At 51.0% G+C, this 24348-nt stretch carries 29 protein-coding genes; 2 read left to right on the top strand and 27 right to left on the bottom strand.

Going from position 1 to position 24348, the window contains the following annotated elements; all coding sequences use genetic code 11:
- Positions 1-34: 34 nt before the first annotated feature.
- From GTH24_RS21125 to GTH24_RS21085, 7 genes are all read right to left on the bottom strand, one after another.
- A complete protein-coding gene (locus GTH24_RS21125; RefSeq protein WP_000101568.1) occupies positions 35-1075 on the bottom strand; it encodes a DNA-binding protein in 1041 nt (346 codons plus the stop codon).
- Between the two features lie 152 nt (positions 1076-1227).
- Positions 1228-2103 (bottom strand): DNA replication terminus site-binding protein, encoded by an 876-nt coding sequence (locus GTH24_RS21120; protein ID WP_001097010.1) that lies wholly within the window; start codon positions 2101-2103, stop codon positions 1228-1230.
- Positions 2104-2419: 316 nt separating this feature from the next.
- Entirely contained in the window at positions 2420-2911 is a 492-nt protein-coding gene (locus tag GTH24_RS21110) for a hypothetical protein (RefSeq protein ID WP_000139717.1), read from the bottom strand.
- Positions 2908-3777: a 3'-5' exonuclease gene (locus GTH24_RS21105; protein ID WP_000997323.1), complete on the bottom strand. Its 870-nt coding sequence runs from the start codon at positions 3775-3777 to the stop codon at positions 2908-2910. Before GTH24_RS21105 ends, GTH24_RS21110 begins: the two co-directional genes overlap by 4 nt.
- Positions 3778-3781: 4 nt before the next feature.
- Positions 3782-4792: a tyrosine-type recombinase/integrase gene (locus tag GTH24_RS21100; protein ID WP_000543934.1), complete on the bottom strand. Its 1011-nt coding sequence runs from the start codon at positions 4790-4792 to the stop codon at positions 3782-3784.
- A 2-nt stretch (positions 4793-4794) separates the two neighbouring features.
- A complete protein-coding gene (locus GTH24_RS21095; protein WP_000949433.1) occupies positions 4795-5331 on the bottom strand; it encodes a hypothetical protein in 537 nt (178 codons plus the stop codon).
- Positions 5332-5629: 298 nt separating this feature from the next.
- Positions 5630-5911, bottom strand: a complete 282-nt coding sequence (locus GTH24_RS21085) for a hypothetical protein (protein ID WP_000575657.1) — start codon at positions 5909-5911, stop codon at positions 5630-5632.
- 261 nt (positions 5912-6172) lie between these two features.
- Between GTH24_RS21085 and GTH24_RS21080 the strand changes: the two genes are divergently transcribed.
- A complete protein-coding gene (locus tag GTH24_RS21080) occupies positions 6173-6775 on the top strand; it encodes a hypothetical protein (protein ID WP_000278322.1) in 603 nt (200 codons plus the stop codon).
- A 15-nt stretch (positions 6776-6790) separates the two neighbouring features.
- On the opposite strand, the gene GTH24_RS21075 is transcribed toward GTH24_RS21080, so the two are convergent.
- The 20 genes from GTH24_RS21075 to GTH24_RS20975 form a co-directional block, all read right to left on the bottom strand.
- Positions 6791-7243 carry a hypothetical protein gene (locus tag GTH24_RS21075; RefSeq protein ID WP_000791469.1) on the bottom strand — a complete coding sequence of 151 codons (453 nt, stop codon included), beginning with the start codon at positions 7241-7243 and terminating at the stop codon, positions 6791-6793.
- Between the two features lie 166 nt (positions 7244-7409).
- Positions 7410-7709, bottom strand: a complete 300-nt coding sequence (locus GTH24_RS21070; protein ID WP_011872911.1) for a hypothetical protein — start codon at positions 7707-7709, stop codon at positions 7410-7412.
- Positions 7710-7756: 47 nt separating this feature from the next.
- Entirely contained in the window at positions 7757-7999 is a 243-nt protein-coding gene (locus tag GTH24_RS21065) for a hypothetical protein (RefSeq protein WP_000750746.1), read from the bottom strand.
- Positions 8000-8003: 4 nt separating this feature from the next.
- The gene (locus tag GTH24_RS21060) at positions 8004-8276 is read right to left on the bottom strand and encodes a MafI family immunity protein (RefSeq protein ID WP_000787563.1); all 273 of its coding nucleotides are present in this window, start codon (positions 8274-8276) and stop codon (positions 8004-8006) included.
- Positions 8273-12427, bottom strand: coding sequence for an RHS repeat-associated core domain-containing protein (locus tag GTH24_RS21055; RefSeq protein ID WP_014342219.1), 4155 nt, complete (start codon positions 12425-12427; stop codon positions 8273-8275). Before GTH24_RS21055 ends, GTH24_RS21060 begins: the two co-directional genes overlap by 4 nt.
- Positions 12428-12667: 240 nt before the next feature.
- The gene (locus tag GTH24_RS21045) at positions 12668-13393 is read right to left on the bottom strand and encodes a hypothetical protein (RefSeq protein ID WP_000988732.1); all 726 of its coding nucleotides are present in this window, start codon (positions 13391-13393) and stop codon (positions 12668-12670) included.
- 113 nt (positions 13394-13506) lie between these two features.
- Positions 13507-13881, bottom strand: a complete 375-nt coding sequence (locus GTH24_RS21040; RefSeq protein WP_000868821.1) for a hypothetical protein — start codon at positions 13879-13881, stop codon at positions 13507-13509.
- A 120-nt stretch (positions 13882-14001) separates the two neighbouring features.
- Positions 14002-14118 (bottom strand): hypothetical protein, encoded by a 117-nt coding sequence (locus GTH24_RS21035; RefSeq protein ID WP_000338626.1) that lies wholly within the window; start codon positions 14116-14118, stop codon positions 14002-14004.
- A 9-nt stretch (positions 14119-14127) separates the two neighbouring features.
- Positions 14128-14367: a permease gene (locus tag GTH24_RS21030; RefSeq protein WP_000714162.1), complete on the bottom strand. Its 240-nt coding sequence runs from the start codon at positions 14365-14367 to the stop codon at positions 14128-14130.
- Positions 14368-14439: 72 nt separating this feature from the next.
- Positions 14440-14718, bottom strand: coding sequence for a hypothetical protein (locus tag GTH24_RS21025; protein ID WP_000268337.1), 279 nt, complete (start codon positions 14716-14718; stop codon positions 14440-14442).
- A complete protein-coding gene (locus GTH24_RS21020; RefSeq protein WP_000122923.1) occupies positions 14705-16432 on the bottom strand; it encodes a DUF7146 domain-containing protein in 1728 nt (575 codons plus the stop codon). The genes GTH24_RS21025 and GTH24_RS21020 overlap by 14 nt, the downstream gene beginning before the upstream one ends.
- A 177-nt stretch (positions 16433-16609) precedes the next feature.
- Entirely contained in the window at positions 16610-16996 is a 387-nt protein-coding gene (locus GTH24_RS21015) for a hypothetical protein (protein WP_001077335.1), read from the bottom strand.
- A gap of 106 nt (positions 16997-17102) precedes the next feature.
- A complete protein-coding gene (locus GTH24_RS21010) occupies positions 17103-17249 on the bottom strand; it encodes a hypothetical protein (protein WP_001032042.1) in 147 nt (48 codons plus the stop codon).
- A gap of 204 nt (positions 17250-17453) precedes the next feature.
- Complete coding sequence (locus tag GTH24_RS21005) at positions 17454-18305, bottom strand: hypothetical protein (protein ID WP_000595210.1); 852 nt, start codon at positions 18303-18305, stop codon at positions 17454-17456.
- A gap of 74 nt (positions 18306-18379) precedes the next feature.
- Positions 18380-18937, bottom strand: coding sequence for a pyruvate dehydrogenase (locus tag GTH24_RS21000; RefSeq protein WP_000064431.1), 558 nt, complete (start codon positions 18935-18937; stop codon positions 18380-18382).
- Between the two features lie 73 nt (positions 18938-19010).
- Complete coding sequence (locus GTH24_RS20995; RefSeq protein WP_000260293.1) at positions 19011-19229, bottom strand: hypothetical protein; 219 nt, start codon at positions 19227-19229, stop codon at positions 19011-19013.
- Positions 19230-19242: 13 nt separating this feature from the next.
- Positions 19243-19512, bottom strand: a complete 270-nt coding sequence (locus GTH24_RS20990; RefSeq protein ID WP_000184110.1) for a hypothetical protein — start codon at positions 19510-19512, stop codon at positions 19243-19245.
- Positions 19505-20110 carry a 5'-deoxynucleotidase gene (gene yfbR, locus GTH24_RS20985; RefSeq protein WP_000071870.1) on the bottom strand — a complete coding sequence of 202 codons (606 nt, stop codon included), beginning with the start codon at positions 20108-20110 and terminating at the stop codon, positions 19505-19507. Before yfbR ends, GTH24_RS20990 begins: the two co-directional genes overlap by 8 nt.
- 71 nt (positions 20111-20181) lie before the next feature.
- The gene (locus GTH24_RS20980) at positions 20182-20385 is read right to left on the bottom strand and encodes a hypothetical protein (RefSeq protein ID WP_000050848.1); all 204 of its coding nucleotides are present in this window, start codon (positions 20383-20385) and stop codon (positions 20182-20184) included.
- A gap of 201 nt (positions 20386-20586) precedes the next feature.
- On the bottom strand, positions 20587-23040 hold the full coding sequence (locus GTH24_RS20975; RefSeq protein WP_001187970.1) for a phosphoadenosine phosphosulfate reductase: 2454 nt from the start codon (positions 23038-23040) through the stop codon (positions 20587-20589).
- A gap of 150 nt (positions 23041-23190) precedes the next feature.
- Here GTH24_RS20975 and GTH24_RS20970 point away from each other — a divergent pair.
- Positions 23191-24338, top strand: a protein-coding gene (locus GTH24_RS20970; RefSeq protein WP_096043117.1) for an IS3 family transposase whose coding sequence is annotated in 2 segments (ribosomal slippage) — positions 23191-23428 and positions 23428-24338 — 1149 coding nt in all. Because the reading frame shifts where the segments join, the coding sequence is not laid out codon by codon here.
- The last annotated feature ends 10 nt before the right edge of the window (positions 24339-24348 follow it).

Raw genomic sequence — 24348 nt, 5'->3', positions numbered from 1 at the left:
CGCCACTCTTCTGAATATTTAGCCTTTCGCGCCATCAGTTTTCCTCTTTCTTTTTCCCTCCCTTACCAGCTTTAGCGAGCTCTTGCTCCAACCCAGAAATTTTGGTCAGTGCATCATTGAGTCTTTGTTCGAGGCTCTTGGCCTGCTGGTCTTTTTCCTGCAACTGACCAGCCATCATGCCTTTGTCTTGAACAAGAGCGCGAGCTTCTGCTTCGGCGCTGGATAATTTGGCGTCCAGCTTTTCTACCTCTCCAGATAGGCGCTGGCACTCTCGTTCAGCGGATTCGCCATGAGCTTTGGCTGTGGCAAGGGAGTCCTGTGATTGGGCCAGTTTGGCCTGTACATTTTCGAGCTGCTCTTTCAACGATGTTTTTTGTTCCTGAGCGGCCCGGAGCTTTTCTGTCTGCTCTATACTCTTGCCTTTTTGCTCCTCCAACTCACCCTCTGTAGTTGCCAATTTTTGGCTCAAAGAGCGATTTTCGCTTTTAGCTTGCTCCAGGTGATCCTGTGCTCGGGTCAGATCTGCGGCTTTCGCCTCCAGCTTGCCCTCCAACTCAACGATCCGCTTTTCCAGCTTATCAATGTCAGCCAGTGAGCGTTCTAGCTCCGCAGACTTGAGGGATAGCGAGTTTTCTGCCTTACCAAGGGCCGCATCGAGCTCTGATTTTTTGTTGGTGAGAGCTTCAAGTTGTTCCTCCAGTAGCTCAGCCCGTTCGGTGGCATCATTTGCCATGTCCACGGCTTGCTGCATATCTTCCTGGTACTCAATTTCTTTCTGTCGTAGCAGTTCACGCTCGCGCTCAAGCTGTTCATCGGCGCTTGCTTTGGCTACCGTATAGATCTTCTGTAGGAAGAGCTCAGCATCGCTCATAACCGATTCTGGAAGGACTACCTCTACCAGCTCTTCATCGAGGGAGTGTTCCTCTGACCACTGTTTGAGATACGTTGAAATGGTGGTAAAGCTCCCCTTGCCAATGATGTCTCTGATAGCGATGACCGTTGGGCGTTTACCGGCGTCCTTGAGCTTTTGGGCCGCAGCCGCTACATCGTCAAACTCAACCAATTTTCTTGCCATGAGAACGTTCCTTTTAATTTGTAATGTTTACGATAATTACGATAATACGGTAATTATCATAATTATATATCATGCTGCTGTCGATTGGAATTGTTTGTGTGGGACAAAGCCCTTCCGGCTGCGGAAAAGCCTTGTTACGCGGTCACGCTGATTCATCCAGGGAAGGATTCGATAGTGACTCCACCGAAGGTGCCAAGGATTTCCGATGCCGCTTTATCAGATCGAGTTTTGCGTTGTTCTGAGGCGTCAAAGTTACGAAGCAATTTGAGCTGAACATCCTTATCCTGGAGCACGATCAGGGGCATTGGCGCGGTAACGGTTTTGAGTACCCCTGCGGCCATGACGTTTGCCACCGGTTGAACCTTTACTTCCCTTCGCTCCCGGAGATAAGGCTCCGGGGTGCTGGCGATCTTCTGGATAAGCTGCTCCAGGGGAAGTTGATAGTCTGGCCCAGATCGCTCCAGCTCCTCTCTGATGCGTTGCAAAAGCTCCTCTTTTACGGGCTTCTTCAAGGAGTCCTTCCGTTGCCAGGTGAAGCGGATAGAGTCGATGTCGCCATTGGTATAGCACCGAATTTGTCTGTAAAGGTGGAGAGTCATGACACCAGGGCAGTCCGCTCGAAGTGCTTCAAACCTCTCTTGCCTGGTGGGGTACGTCGAGATAATGAACTCCTCGATACCAGCTTTGGCCGCGTTGATGCGTTCAACCGTCGCCGCAATTTCGTCAGCTACACCAATCCTGGAAGGGGAGAACCAGAGTACCCCCACGGTGCGCCTGGCAGACTTCTGCGAATAGTCTGGGTTGATGTGAAGATCTCTGTAGCTGTGCGCTGCCAGCTCAAGAGCTTCGCGCCCAGTTTGTTCAGTTACGACAATCTTGTTGACGGGCTCGTTCTCCATTCCTTTTCCGGTAGGAGGGATGGCCGCAACTTTTGCGTACCGTGGCGGTAGTCGTTTGATAAGAGAGGACAGGTTCGTTAAGTCGCGGCACATGGCCGAGAATTGTTCTGATATGAAGTTTTTAGCCATGCTGCCGCCTATGTGTGGGTTTGTTCTAACAGTTCATTGGTTACATAGTAGACAGATTTAGACCATCATGCAACGAGGGGGAGGGGCAAGAATACGCCTCCGCTTCGCGTCGGCGGGTGCCCTGTTTGACCTTCGTGTGTGAGATTAGATTGAGAAAGAGAGAGAAAAAGAGAGAAAGAAGAAAAGCGCGGGGCAAGCCAGAAATGTGGCTGAGGGGGACTGCTGGGGTGGGGCTGGCACCCTCTATACCCCACTTTGCATGATGGTCTAACTTTGTGGTTATAGGACGACTTTTAGAGTGCCTAGATTTGCTCGATTAGGACAAATTTCGGTCCATCCACGCTGATTGGCGTAGCAGCGCGATGGCATCAGAAGGGGTAACTTTCCATGCGTTGGAAAGCTGGCGAACTGCGAAGACTGCGAGCTCCATTCGGTCGTCATCATTGATGAAATTCTGGAGCTGGTTTCCTCGCTCACTAAGGATGATCGCAACACCGGCCTTGCCGTTGTTGTAAACCGCAAAGCTCTTATTCTTCGCGTCGCCGTGATAGGAACCCTCAGCCTTGCTACGCAAACCAAAGAGAACGCTGCAAAACGCCGTCAGTTCGCCGCGAGTGAGCTGCACCGTGATCTTGCTTTTCCAGTCTGGGCTGGACCCCGATGCCCTGATCGGCGCAATCTCGATGCTGACCGTAGGATATTCACCTCTGGTTAGCGTGTGTTGCACATTCAGGCCGGTGCGTTTCGCGGGGTCCTTCTGCCAGTCTGAGAAAAATTTGAGACTTTCGCCGTAGGATTGTTCTGTCATTCCAAATTACCTTTGCTTTGAAGCTCCTGGAGCTGGACCACGAGGTCACGTTGGACTTTGGCTATCTCTGTCACCAAGTCGGCGGTGGCAATAGCGTCGGTCGCTGCTGAATGGGCTCGACCTTTCCAGCTCACACCTGCCTCGCAGGTGGCATCCGCAAGTGAGATTGTGCCGTGCCGGTTGGTTGAGCCAAAGGCATCAGCCGCCAGCTTCATCGCGCACAGACAGTTCTGCTCTTGCCACCAAGAGAGTTGGTCTCCAAATGCACTGGCTGTTTGCCTCAACATCCTACTGTCGAAACTGGAGTTAAATATCACCAGATGACGGCCCGACAAAAGCCGGGCGAGAGCTGGCGCAACTTGAGTCCACGTAGGCTCATTCGACAGCTCAGTCTCGGTGATGCCATGAACACCCATTGCCTGAGGGTCTATTTCCACGGTTGGCCGTAATCTGGTGCAGAGGAGAACCGCGCCTCTGATGTCAGTAACAGCCAGCTCGATCACCTGGTCTCTTTCACCAAGTCCGGTCGTCTCGGTATCGAGAACCAGAGGTTCCAGAGCGACCCACCTTTGTGCCATGACAGAGGCCTTTGCCAGGTTGCTACGCATTCTTGCCTTGACCGAAAGGATGGATTGCGCCCTTATTTGCTTTTGTGATGCCGGTGAACAACCCCTTCTCCGCATTGGTTGGCAATCTGCTATCCGGTACACTCCAAATTGGCCACCATACCCGTTTTTGTAGAACGAAACTGGCTCTACTCCTGGCTTAGGCTTCATCCGAAATTCGTCCCTGAGCCGTCCTTTTGAAAAGCACCTATCGGCTTTCATGGCTTCGGCTCTGGCAAGTTCGAGTTCTTCATCATTCATGCTGTTAATCCGCTATATCGAGGCGTTGGCTCGCTCTCTTCAAACGCTCATCGCCGCGTCTGTCATATTTCTGGGTAGTTGCAATGCTTGAGTGGCCCATTGCGTCCTTCACGGTCACAATATCCTCACCGTTATCCAGCATCGAGGAGGCAAAGGTGCGTCGCAGGTCATGGGGCGCAAACATCTCCAGACCGGCTTCAACTCTTCTGGTCTCCAAGATGTGGTAGATGGCCTGATCCGACATCCGCTCTCCAGTCACATCATCAAACCGCCTGATCCTCGGGAATAAAGGCCCTTCATGCGTTCCTCGAACCTCTTCAACCCACTTATCCAGTCTTTTCCATGCGCCACCAGGCACATACGCCATTCTCTCTTTGTTGCCCTTGCCAAGAACCTTGAGAGCGCGGTCCTTGTAGATCATGCTTCCCATGTCCAGCGCAACGATTTCCGAGCGGCGCAAGCCACACCCGAGGAGCACCCCGAGAATGGCCGCATCCCGAAGCCCTTTGGCGCTTGAATCACTTTCACATGTGAAAAAGAGGCTGCGAATCTCATGGCGTTCAAGTGCCCGCCCTTTAGGAAGTCGAGATCCACGTACTGAACGGACTTGCTTAATGTGCTGGAAGCTATCCGTATCAATTTGCTTCATCGTCCAGGCTTCAAGAGCCACCCCTTTGAGCGCTGACAGGTAGGTGTTGATCGTTGCCGGAGCCTTCCCTGCATCCCCCAGCATTTCCAGCACCGCCAATATGTGGTGCCGCCTCATTGAGCTCCATGCACAGTCACGAAGGTTCTGAAACCCGATCATCTTGGCGACAATGTTGAGGAATGAGCTCATGGTCTGCCTGCTTCGCTTTGACCCGAGGCTCACCAGATAGGCGACGGCGGGGTTGTCCTGGATGTTCCGGAGCGAGCTCGATGACGGCAACAGTTCACCGCGAATGCTTTGTTCTGCCGGAACATTTACTTTCGCATGTGAAACTAGCTCTTCCTTGTCATTGTTTGTGTCGTGCAAAGTTACCTCCTAAGCCCGACCGCAACGAGAAGAAAATCCCATATTTTGAGGTGAAGAGGTAGTTCCTCCTCCATATGTTGCGTTTCGTAGCTTTGCATCAGTGGTTCAAACTTGGTTGGATTGCACAGCAATTCGTAAACTGTTCGGTTGGGCTTGGTGATCGGCTTATTCGGAGTGAATCCATGTTTGTTCTGGAGGTACAGCGCTACCGCGCCACTTCTGGATTCTCCGTAATAGCAATGAACGAAGATCTGATCGATACCGCTACCAACCAATCCATCCAGGAAGGTGGACAGCTTTTCAGCCTGGGATGAGTCAATGTAAGAGGCGTAATTCATCCGGAACGCTGCCTTCATCGTGTGGATGGTGTTCTCAGAATAGCCGCCGTCATAGAAGCTATCGCGGTACAACTGCCCCCACTGTCCGAGAGCGGCAGGGGACTTGTCTGGGTCAGTTATGGAGATCATGGCCGCACCGGGAACCGGCTCCAGTCTTTCGGCCTCCGCTTGACTAATGAAAAAGACTTTTTTGCTAAGCATGTCCCATCATCCCCTTACAAGGATGTGTTGCGAGTAGCTCACGCGCCTGACTTTGCCCCTCTTGAGTATCTACAGGAGCGGTCGTATACACACCTCCATGCCGCAAGTCCACAATACTGGTCCGACAGCAAGAACCTACGTTCTGAACTTTATTGTCCGAATCCAAACCAGCAAAAGTATGGCACGGTCCAGGGAATGGTTTCCTGCAAATAGAGCAGCGCTCAAAGTTCTTATCGAGGATTCTCTTTAAAACTTTCTCAAATTTGTTTTTGTTTAACATCGAGTTCTCCACACAAAGTTACTGGCCGAGCATCCCAGCCAAGGTGGTCTGCTGGCCTTCGCTACAAGGTGCAAATCCGGCAAAAGCACCGGCATTAACCTTGAGCTCATCAAAGCGTCCATCGGTGTCCCGGTAGTACACCTTACGTTTTCCAATTCCACCTTCGAGGTTTGCGGCCAACCAGGCGATCACTGCATCAGCATCGTTCGTAACTGATGCTCCCTGATCCAGATCGATAAGTACCAGGTGGGTGTCCGTCTGGAGTGCCACTTCAAAGGTCGCTCTTACATCAAAAATCACTGGTCGCGCTCCTTGTAAAAAGTGGGCATTCAGCACCACCTATCCTATTCCAAAAACTCTACTTTTTCAAAGATACATTTTAATAAGTAGAACAACAGCAAGAGGAACTCAAATTTATTTACCGCAATTATCATAATTACGGTAATACGGTAATTTTACAGATTTGGATGGAATGGTATAAGATGTCTCGCTGGAACATACTTGCTGAAAAAACGCTTAACAACGATAGTGAAAACATCATGTACAGGTGCGAGAGATAATATGTATAAGAGCCTTGAAGATCTGATGGCGGGTATTTACGAGATGGCAGCGCCAGATGGCATCATCTGTAACGAGGTTTCCAAATTCCTTGCGGCCAACCAGGTCAAGCCGGAAGACATAAGCTCTGGGATCTGGTTTTTCCTGTGGCTGAAATCAGCTCCCAAGGATGCGAAGCCAATCCAAAAAGAAATCCCCGGATTTGGAGTTGTTCTCAACATGCCGACTTATGGCGGAACGCTCAACGAAGCAATCACAGGGTTGATCGAGAACGAGTGCCGTCAAATAGAGCTCGCTGAGGGACATCCGAGCCTTGAGGCTTGGGTTGAATCAGTATTAGCCGGTCGAGATGACGGAGAGGAAAATGAAGCTGCGGCCAATATCGTGGATCTGCTTAATGGGTGTCACGACCTACTGGATACAGCAATAATCAATTACCTTTTTAAGGTGGGAAAAATCAACGAGCAAGAGATTTTGTCGCTCATCTATTATGGAGAGCTATGTGACCACTCTCTTGTCGGTACGCCTTTTTCAACGTTACATATCCCGAGTGAAAATAACGTCCACGAACGTAACATCATCCCCATTAAAAAAGGAGCCAGTTAGGCTCCTTTTTGTTACTCAGGGTTTGCTTTGAGAAACAACTTCATTCCAAGTATGCAGCACCTTCGATAGGTGCTGATGCTTTCTGGTGAAGTCCTTATCATCCAAGAGTGCTTTAAATGGCGCGTTCAGGTCACTGCATGTGACGTTCTTGCCGATCACAGACAGGGTATCCTGGAGTGATCCACCAGCAGCATCAAGCCCCATTCTATCGACGGTCTCACTACTCACCATTGCCTGGACAACATTGGTGAATGCCTTTGAGTTGAGCTGCTCAACGCTCAGGGCTGTATTGCATTTCTGCTCAACCGCTTGCTTGTACTGGATGGTGTACTTTGCAGTGATAGGTGACATGGTGTTCATCGCAAGTATGTATGCGTCTACCTCACTGGTCGGTAATGTCGCGGCATAGACTGACGAGCATGATGCGGCTGCGGCCATTATCAAAGTTATTACCTTCTTATTCTTCATTTCTCTGAAATCCCCCTTTAAAATATGGAGCTACAACTCATTTGTACCAATCATAATACTATTGATTTCCAAAAGTATCTCTCTCTACTGACTCTATGATGGCTCGCCTTCCAAACACTTGGCCGCTGGCGGCGGCTGGGCCAACGCCAGAGCCTGATCCACACTATCATCCGCCTGAAAAAAATCTCATTACCTCTGACGGATAAAGAAACAGATTTCCCCCTTTGGCAAAAAACAGATACCAAACAGAAAAAGCCACAGAAAAAACACCTGCAACACACACTTCAAATCTATTTCTTGCAGAGAAATACTTGTAGTGCTTTTTTTCGTATCTCGGGGCTCTCATTTTGACTAGATTTTTCAATGTCAACCAAAGAAAGATAACCCCAGTAGGAAGGATAACTATCACAACCCCAAAGAAATAAATTGTGTATATAATAAAATCAAACCAGTTATTGATTTCCATAAGCCGTCCCCAATGCTGCGCCAATAGCAGAACCATGTGAGCCGTATTTAATCCCTGGATTCCTCATTAGCTCTCTTTAACTTTAATATTTTCCTTAGATTTAAGTATCCATAGATTCCTGAGAACACTCCATACCCCCCCCAAACACCAACGGACAGATATAAGGCGAATTTGCTTAGAGGCCCATTCACATAATTTAATAAAGCGAACACTGCAATTCCTATAAAGGCTCCAGCTAACGGAAATCCAAGCAGATATACTGCTCTATATTTTAAACCGGTTTTTTTCATCTTATTATTTATCTATATGTTTTGAAATCTTATCTACAATGGATGTAGTATCCATATTCATTATCCTCCCTGCTTTTTCAATCAGAAACTCAGCTTCATTTGTTATGTTCTTTGACTCTTCATTAATAATGTCAATGATAGTTTCTAGTGCGATTCCATACTCACCCACATCAATAAATTCTTGCACTTCTATACTTTCAGATTCAGAAAACGAATCAGACAGCACCATAAGCAAAAGATCTAGCGTGGATTCAATTTCTCTATATTCATTTTTCATTTTGGATTCCTTGGTACGTTTGTTGGAAAACCTGAAACAATATCACCATTAGATTCTTGTATTACACGAACATTAATACCTTCTTTAACTGCCTCTGCAATAGTCCTACCACCGCGCCCAGCCTTTCGAGAAACATTTGGATCGGTAGCTATATCGGAAATGACGTGCATAATTTTTTCATCAGACCAACTTTGAGGAAACTCACTTTTTCCAGGCTTGCCTGTTCCTGCTCGATGCCCTCCACCAGTGGCGTCACCATCAAGAATATGCTTACGTCTCTGGGAACTGGCTAGGTCTACAAAATCATCAGCCGTATTTTTAAAAGCGCGTTCCGCAACATTCCCTAGCGCCTTATAGTTGCCAGGCAGGATAATCCCAGCAGCAAAAAGCCCCCCGGAAATCCACTTTTCTCTTGAGGTCGCACAATCACTGGTGATGGTCTTGAAGGTGTCATAGGCGTCCCAAGCGCTCAAGGCAAAGTCTATGGCAACATAAGCCCCCAGAAGAAGCGGCACAAACTCCCCTGTTGGATCTGCATTGCCTATCGGGTTGCTCAGCGCATAGGCATAGGTGTTAATCCCACCAGCCAGCCCAATCGGGTCACTGGTGATGTAACGCCCGGTATTCGGGTCGTAGTAACGCCGCCAGTTGTAGTGGAGCCCGGTCTCCGCGTCGTAATACTGTCCTGGGAACCGCAAATTGAAGGTCGGCCCCTGAGTGGTGATGCTGGCCTTACCGAACGGGCTGTAGCTCGCCTTCCAAACCACTTGGCCGCTGGCGTCGGTTAGCGCCTTCGGGGTGCCCAGATGATCGACGTGGACTTGATAGGTCTGTCCTGACTGAGCAAAGCTCAAGGGGGTGCCATCGAGCCAGATATACTCCGCCAGCACGTCTCCAGTGGCTGCGTCCAGCTCCTCGATGAGGTTTCCTGCCAAGCCGTAAATCAGTAGGCGGGTCTGGCCGTTTAGGGTCTTAGTTACACGCTGATCCAGATGGTTGTAGGTGTAAGCTGCTGTCACTCCAGCGACCGTTGCGGCCACCAGCCGGTTCTGGCTGTCATAGGTGAAGGTATCCGCCCCCTGCTTCGTCAGGTTGCCATTGGCGTCATAGCTTCTGGAGGTTTGCCCAGTCTTCACCAGCCAGTTGTTCATGTAGTTGATGGTGTAGCTTTGGCTCAGGCCATCGGTCGTGATCGAGGTCCTGTTGCCGGTGGCGTCATAGCCATAGCCCAAAACGCCATAGAGCCCCTCAGCAGAGGTGATGCGGCCAACCGCGTCATAACCGAGTGACTGATTGACTGATGAGCTGAGATTGTCGTCTATGGCTGAAATCAACGAGTCTGGCGTGTACCGATAGACCAGCGAATGCACTCTAGTAGCGTCGATGCCGGTGACTCGGTAATTGAGATCCAAAGAGCGACTTTCTGAAATGCCGTTCCATCTGACCATACTGGTGACGGGGCCAAAGGGCGCTCGCTCGATCTGGCTTGCCAGGCTTGTTGTGGTGCCTGCTTGTGTCGTTGCCACCTCGATGACGTCACCGGCTAAATCACGGGTGTAGGAAACCTCACGACCACTGGGATACGTGATCTTCGTGATGAGGCCTGCACCATCGTATTGGTACTGGGTAGTAAGGCTCTGCCCGTGGGTTTCCCAGGTCTCGTAAGCCAACCATCCTTCGGGTGTATAGCCATATCTCCGGACACCGTTGCCATCATCGACTGAGGTCAAGCGGCCCATGCCGTATGGTGAGGTTGCTTCGTCGTACCCGTACAGAATTGGCGATTCGCCAGCGACACCGCTGGATGCCTCGATGATCCGGTTCAGCGCGTCGTAGCTGTAGCTTGTGGTTTGTCCCTTGGCCGTCTTGCGCGTTGCCACGTTACCGGCTTCGTCATAGGTAATGTCGGTGGTGCCGGTGTCCGGGCTCCGGACCTGAGTCACTTCGCCAAAGCCGTTGTAGCTGTAGTAGGTCAGGCGCGAACGAGGGTCGGAGACACGGTAAACATCGCCGGTATCCTTGTAGAGCACCTGCGTGACCTTCCCGAGTGGATCGGTCGTTTGTGTCCGGTGATGGAAGCCGTCGTACTTGTAGGAGTGTGTGTTACCAGAGGGACTGGTCTCCTGTATCAGGTTTGCCACCACATCGTAGGAAAACGATGACTGATTGCTATAGGCGTCGGAGACACTGGAGAGCCAGCCGATTTCGTTGAAGATCCGGCGCTCTATCCAACGGGTCTGGCCCAGCGCATCGAGCAGTCGCTCTTCTACTGGGTTCCCGAGGTCATTGAGCTCAAGCTCGCGCCGGTTGCCCTGTGCATCTGTTTCCGCCACCAGCCGATGTGCAGCGTCGTACTCATAGCTGACGGTTGCACCATTTGGCTTAGTCAGCGAGCTCAGGAGGCCCACAGCATCATAGTTGTAGGCCGTGGTTCCTTCTGGTCCAGTGGAGCTGACAAGTCTTCCTCTGGCGTCATAGGTGAGGGTTTGGGTTACACCGTTGACGCCCTGAATGGTCCCGGCGCGACCGTTCGCGTCGTAGTCACCAAACTGCATCACCTGCCCCAGCGCGTTTGTTGTCCGGATCAGGTTGCCCTGGTCATCGTAGTCAAATGTCGTAACATCGCTGACGTCGGTGCGCGGACCATCAACCGAGGCCAACAGGCTCGGCTTTCCTGTACCAACAGGGGCATAGGTGTAGGTCCATGTCCGGGAAGCGCCCGAGCTGCGATCTGTGACCTTGCGGCTTATCACCCGGAGATGAGTGTCGTAGGTAAGCTCAGTGATCCTGGTTGGTTCCGTGATTTTTGCAGGGAGCGACTTGGAAGGAAGCCAGTCGGTCGTAACCTTGCCCCCATCCTGGTCTATCTGGGTGGTTTCCAATCCCCGGTCGTTATGGGTGAACGTGCGCTTCTGTCCAGCACGATCTGTAATGCTGGAGACGAGGCCTTTGCTGTCGTAGACGTAGGTTTCCTTGCCTCCCACAAAGCCGGTACACGGCGCACCCTCAACAACATCAGGCTTGAGCATCCCGTTGTGACGGCTGTAGGTATATCGCTGAACGTGGCCGAGGGCGTTGGTGACAGAGACGCTTCCGTCAGCGTTGTAGCTTACCTGAGTCTTCTCTGCGCCCCCGGCGTGTTCACTTAGAACTGCCATCCCCTGAGCATCATATCCCCATGTGGCGAAACGGTTGCCGTTCTCGTCCACCAGCCCAGAGAGCAAACCCGGTGCATTCGGGTCATCGTAGAGATAGCTGCGGCTCGTATTGTCCTGGTAGATCACTTCCGCCAGCTTGCCAGCGCTGTTGTACTGGTACTGAATACTGCCACCAGCAGGATCGGTGACACTGACCATGCGGCCATCTTGATGCTGGAACTGGATGTTGCGGCCAAAGCCGTCAGTGATCGAGGATAGCTCTCCGTTCAGATAGCTCAGGGTGATGTGATTGCCGTTGGGCTTCTCGATGCCGGTCAGTCGTCCGGTTTCATCATAGGCCTCGACTACCCCGTCAGATTGAGTGTAACGCCAGCCGGTAGCATCCTTCGTCAAGGTATCATCGGTTTTCCATGTTGGCACCCAGACAGAGGACGAGTTGTAGAACGCGAGTTGTTGCCCTTCTGGCCGGTGCAGGACAACCATGTTCTCACCGTACTTCGAGGCGTTGACCTCGACGCTCCGCGAGTAGGTATGCCGCCAGCCGCCGAGCTCTTCATCAGGAAGGTGGCTATTGTAGTATCTGGTGAATGTGAAAGGGTCGGAGCCTCCGCTTTGATAATCCAGTTCAGCCTGGAACTTGTTGCCGGTGCCAAGATGGATAGGGTTCCCTACACACATGGTCGTTGTTGGTAAGCCGAGATCCCTGTCCAGGAACGGTGTTTTATCCATCTCACCCGGCAGAACATAGGTTGAGCGCCAGTAGACCGTAGCTGGGTCGCCAGTGCAGGTAGTGGGGTCATAATCGCCAGTAGCACCTAGATACTTAAAACAGATCCTGGAGACATAACGGCCATCACCATAACTGGCAACCGGATAAAGCGCATCCCCAACTGGCGTTCCCTTCCCTTGCTCCTCACCAGAGCGATAATTCTTCATGAAGGAATGCGCGTCTATGATGGTGTTGAAGCGCATTTTGTCTACTTCGGTGCTCACGGCTACAACCCGCCATTGTGCAAAAGCAACGCATGGCAAAGTTGCGAGCACCACAACGGCCAATGACCGCAGGTTTCGCATCAGTAAAAGGGAAGGTCTCGATCTCATTTACAGCTCCAGTTTTTATGCTGGAGCTATTTTCAGGTGGGAGAGTCGTTATCAACGACTGCGTTTTTGCCCTTTTAGGGTATGAATACGTGATTTGGAGAGGTTGTGTATTCAGAACAAATGAGAAGCAGGTTACTCATTTCGCTCAAACACTGTGACAAGAACACGTTTTTGGTTGTCGTCGTTGATCACCATCAGGTACTTGAACTTGGAATCTCTATGGCCCCAGACTTCCACGTTATCTACGCGGCCATACTTTCTGGCTTTATGGCGAGCCACTTTCTCGTCAAAGGGTTGAACCTGTAACTCTGGATGCTGGAGGCGACCAACGAGTGAGGCCCACGGTTTTTTAGGGTCTCCAGAGGTTATCCGGGCCTGATACTGATCGATGGCATGTTGAGTAACAAGGACGGGACCAATGGCCGGTGTAGAGATTTCGTCATGGGTTTGAGTATAGGCTTGCTTGTCCACATCGAGGAGCTCAACGTTGCCCTCACCCGGCTCATCCATAAACTCCATGCTCTGCGAAACTTCAATAGTAGCGCCCTTTAAACGTCCAGTGAGGCAAGCCGCAAACTTGAATGCAAACTCCTTGGTGGATTTGCCCAGCGCCAGCTTTTTAATCGCACCTTTGGATACCACCAGCTTGTAACCAGCACCAGCACCTGGCTCTCTGCAAAAAACCTGTTTGTCCAGCGCCAGATAGCGAATGGCTACGAGCTCAGCCAAAAGATCTGCCTCCTCGTTGTCAAAATCAATACGAACATCAAGGATGCCTTTCCGTTTTGTACCAACGCGCCAGAATACAAGGGCTGAATTATTAGAAGTTTTCTTCGAGACAGTAGTCAGTGTCATCATGGTCTATTTCTCCATTATCGGGATAATGGTCGGCATCGCCGCCAGCACCCCTATTCGTTAGGGTTCATTTAGATGCTACCACGGGTTTTAAAAATGCAACCCCTAGTGCCACTCTATTTGTGGTCCCAAGTATTTTTATAAGCTCGGGCTAGGCGTTTCTCTATCACTTCTGACAAATTGCAACCATCGACTTCTGCCAACCGCTTCAAAATCCTGTGGGCTTTATCGCTTATAGTTATGCTTTTACCAACACCATATCCCCTTCTGCGACGTTGCCTAATTGATGTCCCGAGTTTATTGATTTGCTCTGCTGTCAGATATTTATTAATCCATTCAGTGAGTTCTGATGGTGATCGCCCCATGCTGTTCAGGCTGTCCACGGCTTCAAGTTTCTTATCGAATGGGACGTCACGCCAGAAAGCTGGGCGCGAAGCAGCTCTGAGGAGATAGATCGCCGTAGCCTGAGCATCTTCATTGGATACTTTCAAAAAAACACCTTTACCGTTACATGTCACACCAACTTCATCGTGACATGTAACACTTCAAACTGCAAGTATAAAAAAAGGCCAGCTATTGCTGGCCTTTACGTTCATTATCGCAGTTACTCTTTAGGCGTTGTGATGCTTTTTTTCCTTCTGTTTCTCATGGTAGAGATACAGACTGCCGCCAGTGACGACAGTGAAAAAAATGAGCAACCCCAACATGCCTAATGTGAAAGCGTCCATTTGACCCCCTTAGGAATTGCTGACCTTGGTTAAGATTATACCATAGATCCACAGGATAACCCCAATGACCAACACCAAACCGGCTTCTTTGACGGTTATAGTGTCCCCAGATACAGCCAATCCTACAATACCGACACCGATGGCTGTTACGGCGACCTTACGCAGGTCTTCACCGATAGCTCCCAGAGTCTTCTTGTCAGGAGAGAAAAGACGCACAAACCACGTCTTAATACGCAAAAACTTTTTCATGATTACCTCCATAGTTGAAGAGGAGGCGAATCATGCCCGAGAGGGCATGAACACCCCCTCAGGGTTAAAGTTTTAGGCAGACAAAGCTGTTGGCTTCGCCTTGTTCATCTTCATTGAGTTAATGATCTTCGTCGCTTCATCAGCAAACGGGCCAGTAACTTGGATAGGCTCCCTTCTTGCGAAGGAGGCTGTCACCATCATTCTCTGGCCGTGCATCAGATGACGATACCGAGACCGCATAAGCTCAACGTAGGCCGCAGAGTCCCCCTCCCACCCCTCAGGGGGAGAAAAGGGGCACACCGCGTCGTTACCAGGCGTTGTATCAACCTTCGAGACATCAATGACGGCCATACTCAGCTCTCCTTCTCGCAATGAAATCGCGCAGGTAGCGAGCATTCGGGAAACCGAGGCTTCCCTGACTCATCAGGACATCGTTCCAGTCAATCCCTTTCGCTCTGGGCGGGATCGGGAGTTTAGGCAGCAGGACGTACACACGAATGCCGCGCTTCTCCAGCTTGGCTTTCAGCACGTTCGCTGACTTCTCACCAGTCACAGACTTATCTTTGTCAGCCCAGATCAGTACGGTGTGAACACCTTCTGGAACCTCGAAGGACTCCATCAGGGTCGCATTGACCGTTGACCAAACCGGGATTTGAGTGACTCGATAAGCTGACAGGGCTGTTTCCAGCCCTTCTGCAACACCCAGGATACCCTCAGTCGGTTCACCGAGGCGGATGGCCGCGCCATTGACATCCAAACCGTCAGGAATGGGCATCATCTTCTTGGCGTTGCCGACCTTGGCTTTTTTACCGTTTTGGGTGAGATAGGTGCGGTGGAGCGTTACCAGGTTGCCTTCCACATCTCGGATAGCGCAGACGATAGCCGGGAATTTCCCAACTTCATTGCCATCTTCGTCGTAGTAGGCCATAGCCGGATTGAACCGCAGACAGTCTGTTTTTTCTACTTCATCAACCTTGAACAGAAGCTCGCGGTTTTTGAAGTACAGACGCATTGGCTCAGTCACATGACTGGAGAACGGCAAACACTCGTTCCATACCTTCTCGATTTTCTCACGGAGACGAGCACTGTAAGCGCGTTCGCGCTCCATTCTCTTCTCCATTTCTTCTTGGAGCTCAAGCAGCCAAGGCTTAGGTTGTTCACGAAACATCGGAACAACTTTCGGCTTGTTTTCGCTGCTTTGCTCTTCCGGTTGTGTGGCCGCATGTTGTACTTGCGGTGCCGGAGCTTCTACCGTGCGGTTGACCACAGGGGCCGACTCAACATGGTGACTCACCGGCTCAACACCACCGTTCGAGCGAGCGCGGAACTGCGTTACCGTAGCGCCGCGACGTTCCACCAGCCAGGTGTTGCGATGCGTTTGCATAGGTTGTTCTCTCACAACATTCCCCTGCTCGTCCTTAACTTCAACGACGACAGTTACAGGCTCGCGCCCGAGGTTTGTCATGACGATCTCATCCCCATACTTGGCTTCACTTTCACCAATGGCTCTTTCAAGATCCACGCCCCAGATGGTGCGTTCCAAACCGCTCTTGTCACGGATGAAGGCAAAGTAGCTGAGCTCGTTGTCTTCGTTATGCTCATAAGGAGCTTTACCGTGGGCAATCAGAGTACCGGCAATGGATTTTTTACGATTCTTGGAATCGAGAACCTTGTTATTCACCTTCATAGGCTCTTGCTGAACAGGCGCTTTGGCCTGGACAGGAGCTCGTGTCGGTGCAGCGGCTTGTTGATACTGGGGTTGCTCTTTCTCAACGCCCAGATAATCACCAACCTCGCTCAGGCACTGTTTAAAGTCCCAGTTATTGAGCCACATCAGCAGCTCAAAACCATCATGATTGGCACCGCATGTATTGCATACGCCGCCACCAGTCAGGTGGGCATCCTTGAACAGTCGGAAGCCATCTTTCCCGCCGTGGATAGGACAAGAAACATGACGACCAGGTTTACGGAGAGCTGGTTCAAGATGGGGCGCTAGGGCCGCCAGGATGAATAGCCAGTTTCCGTTTGCAGCTTCACGAACGGTGTCAGCTTTGTAGTAAGACATAGGTTTTCTCCTTAGCGTGAACCCCAGCATCGAGGCTTCCTTAAACCCCCGTCGCCAGGGTTTTAAGGAAACCCCGACACCGGGAGAATGTGCCAAGGAGGCTCCCCAGCCGGGGAGAACTCCCCGGCGAGGGGTTTAAAAAGGTCGCCCCCGAAACGGAGGCGAATTTTGTGAATATCACAAGCACAAATGAGTGCCATCTTCCGAGGCCATCATGATTGTGACATCTGCGGTTACAGGATCTGACTTAATCACAACCTCAGTGGGTTTGAAAAAGCCATCTACAGTGGGCATGGGGTAATAAAGACGAATCTTTCCCCAATTCTTGTTGTCGGTAAAAGCGACCTTTGTTTGAGCAACACAAAGCTGCAAAAACATGAAAAGGAAGTCTTCTACCGAGTGCTTACCATCTGCACCAAATACTCCATCGACAATTGCCGGGGTCACTGCCACATTGGTCAGGAAACCAGCTTGTTTACCGATGGAAGATTGGTCCACCAGCAGACCATCATTGATGGCTTGTTGACGGATTTGGGCGAGGTCCAATTTAGCTACTTGGTTCATAAGGTGTACTCCAAAGTTAATGGGTACACCTACCCCGTGCGGGGAAGTGTACCCGCATGGGTTATTGAAAGGTCACGGCCAAAGCCGAGCTTTAAGGTTCCGAGTTTTACGCTGGCTGAATGCGCCAAAGAACGGTCGGAGGAAACGAGTCAGCGACACGCTTCACATTCGCGTAAAGAGTGTCCTTAAAGACACGCTCTAAGCGACGACCACCTTGACGATAAACCAACTTAAAGTCTTGGAATTTGTTCATGGATACCTCCAGAAATAACGGGAGGTATCTCCAGCAGGAGATAGACTCCCGCAGGGATTAATAAATTAACGTTAATTTGCTGTTTGTTTTTGGCGACCAGCTATCGCACGCTTTCGCCCTCAGGGAGGACAAAATCTGCTTACTGATGGCTTAACCATGAGTAAGAAGACTTGGGAAGTAAAGCAGGGGTTTCCCCCTGCCTTGTTATGCCGCTTTGAGGTGGCGAGAGAAAAAGTCCCTGGTTTGCTGGATAGCGCCCCGGAGAAGTTCTCGTCTGTAGCCAGCGTAGCTCTTGTCATCACTGGCAACGGTCAAGCCGTGCAGACTCTCTTCACCCAGGACAATCTCGTTTTCACGAGAGAGTACCTCAACACGTAGGCCAAGCACTCGCTCTTTCCCTTCCAGGATAGAACAAATTGTTTGGTCTCTTACTTCGTCATCCCAGTGGCCCATATCGAAATCCCGCTCAGGGAGTTCAGTAACACGCACCAGGTAGTTTTCAGTGGCCCGTTCCCAAACCACTTCATCTTCGCATGGAGAGGCCTCGATCAGCGAGTACCCGTCCGCTTCGAGCTTCTTGGAAAGACTTTTTACATCATCCGCCAGCTCCAGCACAAAGCGTTCCCAGAGGTCTTGCCAGCGCTCGACCATATCCTGGTTAATCCCTTCAATGCCGGTGCCAATCATGGAATCATCATCAGGGAAGATCCCTGTGAAGTCCACGTTGTCGTCGATGTTCATGCAGTTCCAATGGCTGTAGTGATGCCCGTGACTATTCCGAGTAATGGACAGGTCACAGGAACCATATTCGCGGAGGACAGAAAGCATATTCTCAATGTCTTTCTGTGCCATCAGGTTCTTCACGCGGCTGACAGCATCCACTTGGCCGGGCTCAGTGCTGAATAGGCGATTCATGAGAGCTTTGACGTCATCAACGCTCAAATCCCCGTAGAAGGCTACGCCATCCCCCTGGCAGTATCCGAGACTGTACTCAATCGTCAGATCATCCGGGTATCCACACTTAACCAGTTCGTTTTGAAAATGCTGTTTAATCATTGGTATCTCCTTAATTTCAGAGGGAGACACCATCCCCTCAGGGACCGATGTCCCCCGTGGGGTTAATGTTTGGGTTAAGAAGCCTTGCGGTTTAATTCAGTATCAAATCGAGGACCTTTGAGAACCGCAGTTTTCATAACCTCGAAGTTTCTTGGGTAACGCAGCTTTGAAACTGCGCCAGCTCGGATGTCGGCAGCCTCACTTGGAGAGACTAGCCTTAACCCTTCGCTGGTTTCAGCGTAGAACCAACCGGCATAACGCTCATAGGCATTCTGCTGGTACTGTTCAGTCGCCATATTCTTCCGGATCGCCTCTGTTAAGGCCTCAACAACACCGTCATCTTTCGTGATGATGTTGAAAACATGAGAGACGGTCAGGAAGTTCCCAAAGAAGCAGGCTGCCCCAAGCCAAGGCTGGAACATTTCGCCATTTCGCCCCGTCCTCACCATTGGTTCAAACGGGTATGGGCGATAACAGTGATACTGCTCAAACATCGGGTCAAGAACGTTGTCACCCAGGACATCCAGTAAAGTCTGAATGCTGTCCGGGTCTTGGCCTGCCCACTTACTCCCATTGCTGAGAATCAGTGTTTTACCGTCAGTACGCTCCAGAGCTTGTTCAAAGTTAGACATAGTGCATTCCTTTTGGTTAGGACGCACCACACCCTCTCGGGATGATGCGCCCGAGTGGGTTAGTTGAGAAGGCTTAGCCGTCAAGTCCGTAAATTACGGCGGAGCCGGGCTCCATCTCGACAACTTGTGCGCTTCCTTCTTCTATCAGCTCCTGCATGTAACCAGACTCAGCATCCGGATTACGTTCGCAGTGTTCGTCCCAGCGTTTCAAAAGCCCTTCTGTGGCTTGTCCGTGGGTCTCACCAAGGCCGATAAACTCATAGTGTCCTGTGTTTACGATGATCACCACCATAGCTAGTGCTCTCCTACAGGTCACTTGGTACATACAGGTCATCTTTGATGGCAGAAAAATCGACAGGAGACTGGTCCCCATAGGTTCGATTCACGCCACCAGCATCATCGACACTGACAAAAACCGTGCGGAGTAAACCGCTGGGCTTTGCAGGGTAAACGATGCTGACATGCTGACCTTTGTACTGTTCTGACAAAGTGCTTTGAAGCTCATCAACCGAACGGAATTTCCGGTCGCGGCCAAAGTCCTTAATCTTGATGTCGCCAGGGATTGGATTAGTCATCGTTACCCCCTGCCAGCAGTTTATCTACTGAATGGCCGAGTCCGTTACCAAACCATTTGTCCAGAGCGTCGATTTCCGGGAAGTCCGATTTCACCTGAGCAACAACACGTTCCATTTTGCTGAGAGCATCCTGGAACTCAAGGCCATTACCTGCGGCCACCTCAAGTTTGCACTTGATGTAAGCGGAGTAGGTATCACAGGCCTTAACCAGTGATTGTTCATAGCCACCGGGAGCGAAGGCTATGGCGACTGCATCCTGGAGTTCTTCGGGAAGAGTCTGGATGAGTTTGTCCTCTGCGGCCTTTTCCAGTCGTTCAAACTCACGCTGCAAAACAGCGTTTGCTTTCTTGACCGGTGTTACAACATCCGAACAGAGAACCTCGGCTGCATCATGCAACGAAGCATGAGCAAGCATGACTGCCAGATCCACCGACTTCCCTTGCTGAATGGCAATATTGCCAGCCAGGTAGGAAAGCAGGGTAACAACAGCGCTGTGTTCCAACACAGACTCCGGTTGAACAGAGTGCATCAGTGACCAGCGTTTGATCAGGCGTTGGCGCAAGGCCAGAGCTAGAAAGCCGAAATTTGAATTAGACATAGTGCCTCCAAAATTGGTTGGAGGTACACCAAAGCCGACCGGGCCTTGGTGTACCCGGTTGGGTTACTTAGTTATCTCGGGTCAAGCTGCTTAGCTATAGCGAGTAAAAACGGATGGAATGGATGATCTTGCGGGACACCCCCAACAAGCTCACGGGCTAAACCGACTGAGTTTGTAGCCAACACCTCTTTGACGGCCAGAATGATTTCATTGTCGATTTCATCCTGGGTCTTTCGTTGTTGGTCCACCAGCCGACTTAACTTGTCTAGGCTCATGCTTCTCTCCTTTGTTTGTGGGAGAGAACCCAGGAGGGGTTTCCTCCCGAGGGGTTAGGTTATTGCTGTTTTGGGCCAGCTACCGTTATAGCCAGCAAGCGCTGACAATGAACAAAGAGTATGACAGCCACCTAAAAGGGTAAAACGCTGTAATTGCCCTTTTGGGGTGCAAAAGAAAAAGCCCTCCCGAAGGAGGGCTTTTTATGCGGCCAAGGACAAGCCTTGCTGTCCTCTTTGCAACTCTGTGTCGTCGCGGCGATGTAAGCGTTGAACCGCCTTGATCATCGTTCTGACATGTCGCTCCAAAGAGGCTGGATGGCGTTTTGACAGTAGGTTGATCCAGTCGAGATAGATAGCAAGCGCGGAACCTTCGGTTAGGGCTGCCTGTATCGCCTCATACTGCCCTACGGCACTCTGGACCACATCATTCACCCACTGGGCGTCAGTATTGTCCAAGAGCTCGCAGAGGGCCGTATAAGCCTTCCTTCTGGTCGCGGCCATGTAACGACGAATGTTGGCGTTTCCGCTCCCCTCTCGCCCTTCCATGACGCTCATACAGAATGCGCTGGAGTAACAAAGCATCGCGTCAGTCACGTAGTTAAACCATCGCTCCTGATGCCGTTTCTGTTCTTCCATTGCTTCCTGGTCAAGTTGCTTCTCGATGAACAACCCCGTCGGAGTACGGTGGTGCAGATGGTACTTGAACGTTAAGTGCAAGTTGACCCACCAGCGTACCGTTGCCAGTCTTCCCTTGATTTTTCGCTTCACCAGATCTTTGTACTTAGCATCGCTAAGCACTTTGACATCCTTGCGCTGTTGGATTCCTTCCATCGTCTGTAGCCCTGTAAGGCCCATCTGGTGGTAGGTTTGACCTCTTTGCATCATACGGTGATACAAAGCGCCTTTTCCTTTCGCAAGCTGGATTGCTCCGAACCGAAGGTAGAACTGCGCTGCACTACCGGGCGTATAATGTCCCTTTAGTACAGACTCCCTTAGTCGCGGGTATTCGTTCCAGATGATGAACGCAGCGGAGTCGGGATCGACTTTCACTTCATCATCTTCTGCGAAGCAAACCACCCTTCTCTTTCCGTCTGCGGTATTGATCACTTGCGCTGCCAACGGGTCATCCCCGCCGTCAAAGTAAGCCATTTCCGCTAACGGATCGGCCAAGCCATCAGAAAGCGAACCATCGCCCCAGCGACCAACCTTCAACCACAATGGCTTCGGAATTGGTGACTGAGGAACGGTTTCACACTGCGGCTCGTCTTCCAGCAAGTCCAGATCACCCATCGACCAAACCCTGTGGTAAATCTCCAGGGCATGGAAAGGCTTATCATTGAAATGATGGAAGGCCCACATGAAGTCGATATGGACTAAAGCCTCTTCCGATATGATCCGGAATTGTGGCTCTGCCATTCGACGGTTCCAGTCGTTATCCTCTGCTTGACCAGTAGCCAGCTTGTATGCCAGCTCATCAGCTCTCTTTTGCTCCATGTAGTCCATGCTGCAACAGACATGAAGCAATCGTTCTAGGAAAACAGGACTGTAAACGTCCGGCTGTATTTTGATGTATCCGCCCTCGTAAATCGTTCGACCTACGGGATGGCGGTCTTCCCATGCGTACCGGCGTTTTGCCAAGTAGCGCTGGATGCGGTTCAGCCCCGACATATAGCCATGCCTTTCAGGGTCCGTGGCAAGCAACGTCTCCATTGACTTATCCAACCCAACAGCCTGGCAAGCCCAGCAACCGAAGCGAGCGCCACAGGCGTCACTGGCCTTCTTCTCTGTTGCCGACCACACGCACTCCCCTGTTGCCGCCTTGTAAAGCTCTGCCGTAGTGACATTGCTCTCCAAGTAACTTGGCAGAGGATATGCTGAGCCCATGCCAGCGGATAGTAAGAACTCCCAGACATCACTCGCCAACCAGTTTTTCACCACATACAGCTCACCCCCATCTTTCGTCTTAATGACGCGATCTGAGCTTCCTCGCTGTTTTGCAATGTTGGCCGCACGAATAGTGCTTTCAGCATCACGACTGCCCAGCAAAAGGCAGACTTTCTGTCGAACCTCTTTGGGAAGCTCTCGCATATAAGCTGCCTTCGCTCTTTTGGCAGAGGTGATTTTTAAATCCTGGCTACACTGGCGGGCCGTGGAGTTGGAAAACGTAGGCAACCCCCTCCCAGTAAGGATTCGGCCCGTCCAACTCTGCGAGATCCCAGGCTTTGCTAGAACGATGGTCAGAGGAAGGTTTTCCTTCGCAATGAAACGCTCCAGCTCGGCCAGTTTCTGATCCGCCAGCCACCTTACCTCTGGGCTTTCGATCAGTGTGTCAGTGTGCAAGATGAAGTGGTGCTGGCTGATGGTCGCCCCACTCCTTACAGCCCGGATCAGGGCCATCAGGAACAGGTGCAAGACCGTTTCAGAATCTTTACCACTGGAATAGCCGATCATCATGGTCCACCCATCAATTAAGGCCGTGTGAATGGACTCAACCGATGACGTGATCAACGATGACAGACTGGTTCCTCTACTGGCATCAACGAAGTTCAAATCCTCGTTATCAGTCAGTTCTGACCAAACAGAATCCCACTTATCCCCACGCAAAAGCACTGGGATGGGTTGTTCTGATAGATCAAAGTTTAATGTTTGTTGCATAGGGCCTCCTGGATTAGCAGGGTGCCCATCCCTTCCGGGAAAGCACCCCGGTAGGGTTAAAATTGAATCCTGGCTATCAGACCTGAATGAATCGCCACGGGTTTAACAGACACCTCAGAGTCATTTAAGATGGCTTAAAGAGAGGTGCCCATGAGCGGTAAGCGTTATCCCGAAGAGTTTAAAATTGAAGCAGTCAAACAGGTTGTTGATCGCGGTTATTCTGTTGCCAGCGTTGCAACACGTCTCGATATCACCACCCACAGCCTTTACGCCTGGATAAAGAAGTACGGTCCGGATTCTTCCACTAATAAAGAACAGTCAGATGCTCAGGCCGAGATCCGCCGTCTCCAGAAAGAGCTGAAGCGGGTTACCGACGAACGGGACATATTAAAAAAAGCCGCGGCGTACTTCGCAAAGCTGTCCGACTGAGGTACGCCTTTATCCGTGACAACACCTGTTGCTGGCCTGTTCGCCTGCTCTGTCGGGTGCTGGATGTTCATCCCAGTGGTTTTTACGCCTGGCTTCAGCAGCCGCATTCACAACGCCATCAGGCAGACCTAAGACTGACAGGACAGATTAAACAGTTCTGGCTGGAATCGGGATGCATCTATGGTTATCGCAAAATCCATCTGGATCTGCGGGACAGCGGGCAACAGTGCGGAGTGAACAGAGTCTGGCGACTGATGAAACGTGTCGGGATAAAGGCTCAGGTTGGATACCGGAGCCCGCGAGCACGTAAAGGCGAAGCCAGTATCGTGTCGCCCAACAGGCTCCAGCGACAGTTCAATCCGGATGCTCCGGATGAGCGTTGGGTAACGGACATAACCTACATCAGGACCCACGAAGGCTGGCTGTATCTTGCCGTGGTTGTTGATCTGTTCTCACGCAAAATTATCGGCTGGTCCATGCAATCCCGGATGACAAAGGACATTGTCCTGAACGCACTGCTGATGGCTGTATGGCGGCGTAATCCCCAAAAACAGGTGCTGGTTCATTCGGATCAGGGCAGTCAATACACAAGCCATGAGTGGCAGTCGTTCCTGAAATCACACGGCCTGGAGGGCAGCATGAGCCGTCGCGGTAACTGCCATGATAATGCGGTTGCAGAAAGCTTTTTCCAGTTGTTGAAACGCGAACGGATAAAGAAAAAGCTCTACGGAACGCGGGAAGAAGCCCGCAGCGATATTTTTGATTACATCGAAATGTTTTATAACAGTAAGCGTCGGCATGGTTCTAGCGATCAGATGTCACCGACAGAATATGAAAACCAGTATTATCAACGGCTCGGAAGTGTCTAGATTATCCGTG

The organism is Proteus vulgaris (assembly GCF_011045815.1).
In the GTDB taxonomy this organism is placed as follows: Bacteria; Pseudomonadota; Gammaproteobacteria; order Enterobacterales; family Enterobacteriaceae; genus Proteus; species Proteus vulgaris_B.
The sequence above is the reverse complement of the archived record's forward strand: the minus strand, read 5'-3'. Positions and strand labels throughout refer to the sequence as shown.

Excerpts from the sequence above, each read along its gene's own strand:
- GTH24_RS21125 (WP_000101568.1), bottom strand. The coding sequence starts at position 1,075 with ATGGCAAGAAAATTGGTTGAGTTTGACGATGTAGCGGCTGCGGCCCAA.
- GTH24_RS21120 (WP_001097010.1), bottom strand. The coding sequence starts at position 2,103 with ATGGCTAAAAACTTCATATCAGAACAATTCTCGGCCATGTGCCGCGAC.
- GTH24_RS21110 (WP_000139717.1), bottom strand. The coding sequence starts at position 2,911 with ATGACAGAACAATCCTACGGCGAAAGTCTCAAATTTTTCTCAGACTGG.
- GTH24_RS21105 (WP_000997323.1), bottom strand. The coding sequence starts at position 3,777 with ATGAATGATGAAGAACTCGAACTTGCCAGAGCCGAAGCCATGAAAGCC.
- GTH24_RS21095 (WP_000949433.1), bottom strand. The coding sequence starts at position 5,331 with ATGCTTAGCAAAAAAGTCTTTTTCATTAGTCAAGCGGAGGCCGAAAGA.
- GTH24_RS21080 (WP_000278322.1), top strand. The coding sequence starts at position 6,173 with ATGTATAAGAGCCTTGAAGATCTGATGGCGGGTATTTACGAGATGGCA.
- GTH24_RS21075 (WP_000791469.1), bottom strand. The coding sequence starts at position 7,243 with ATGAAGAATAAGAAGGTAATAACTTTGATAATGGCCGCAGCCGCATCA.
- GTH24_RS21070 (WP_011872911.1), bottom strand. The coding sequence starts at position 7,709 with ATGGAAATCAATAACTGGTTTGATTTTATTATATACACAATTTATTTC.
- GTH24_RS21065 (WP_000750746.1), bottom strand. The coding sequence starts at position 7,999 with ATGAAAAAAACCGGTTTAAAATATAGAGCAGTATATCTGCTTGGATTT.
- GTH24_RS21060 (WP_000787563.1), bottom strand. The coding sequence starts at position 8,276 with ATGAAAAATGAATATAGAGAAATTGAATCCACGCTAGATCTTTTGCTT.
- GTH24_RS21045 (WP_000988732.1), bottom strand. The coding sequence starts at position 13,393 with ATGATGACACTGACTACTGTCTCGAAGAAAACTTCTAATAATTCAGCC.
- GTH24_RS21035 (WP_000338626.1), bottom strand. The coding sequence starts at position 14,118 with ATGGACGCTTTCACATTAGGCATGTTGGGGTTGCTCATTTTTTTCACT.
- GTH24_RS21030 (WP_000714162.1), bottom strand. The coding sequence starts at position 14,367 with ATGAAAAAGTTTTTGCGTATTAAGACGTGGTTTGTGCGTCTTTTCTCT.
- GTH24_RS21025 (WP_000268337.1), bottom strand. The coding sequence starts at position 14,718 with ATGGCCGTCATTGATGTCTCGAAGGTTGATACAACGCCTGGTAACGAC.
- GTH24_RS21020 (WP_000122923.1), bottom strand. The coding sequence starts at position 16,432 with ATGTCTTACTACAAAGCTGACACCGTTCGTGAAGCTGCAAACGGAAAC.
- GTH24_RS21015 (WP_001077335.1), bottom strand. The coding sequence starts at position 16,996 with ATGAACCAAGTAGCTAAATTGGACCTCGCCCAAATCCGTCAACAAGCC.
- GTH24_RS21010 (WP_001032042.1), bottom strand. The coding sequence starts at position 17,249 with ATGAACAAATTCCAAGACTTTAAGTTGGTTTATCGTCAAGGTGGTCGT.
- GTH24_RS21005 (WP_000595210.1), bottom strand. The coding sequence starts at position 18,305 with ATGATTAAACAGCATTTTCAAAACGAACTGGTTAAGTGTGGATACCCG.
- GTH24_RS21000 (WP_000064431.1), bottom strand. The coding sequence starts at position 18,937 with ATGTCTAACTTTGAACAAGCTCTGGAGCGTACTGACGGTAAAACACTG.
- GTH24_RS20995 (WP_000260293.1), bottom strand. The coding sequence starts at position 19,229 with ATGGTGGTGATCATCGTAAACACAGGACACTATGAGTTTATCGGCCTT.
- GTH24_RS20990 (WP_000184110.1), bottom strand. The coding sequence starts at position 19,512 with ATGACTAATCCAATCCCTGGCGACATCAAGATTAAGGACTTTGGCCGC.
- yfbR (WP_000071870.1), bottom strand. The coding sequence starts at position 20,110 with ATGTCTAATTCAAATTTCGGCTTTCTAGCTCTGGCCTTGCGCCAACGC.
- GTH24_RS20980 (WP_000050848.1), bottom strand. The coding sequence starts at position 20,385 with ATGAGCCTAGACAAGTTAAGTCGGCTGGTGGACCAACAACGAAAGACC.
- GTH24_RS20975 (WP_001187970.1), bottom strand. The coding sequence starts at position 23,040 with ATGCAACAAACATTAAACTTTGATCTATCAGAACAACCCATCCCAGTG.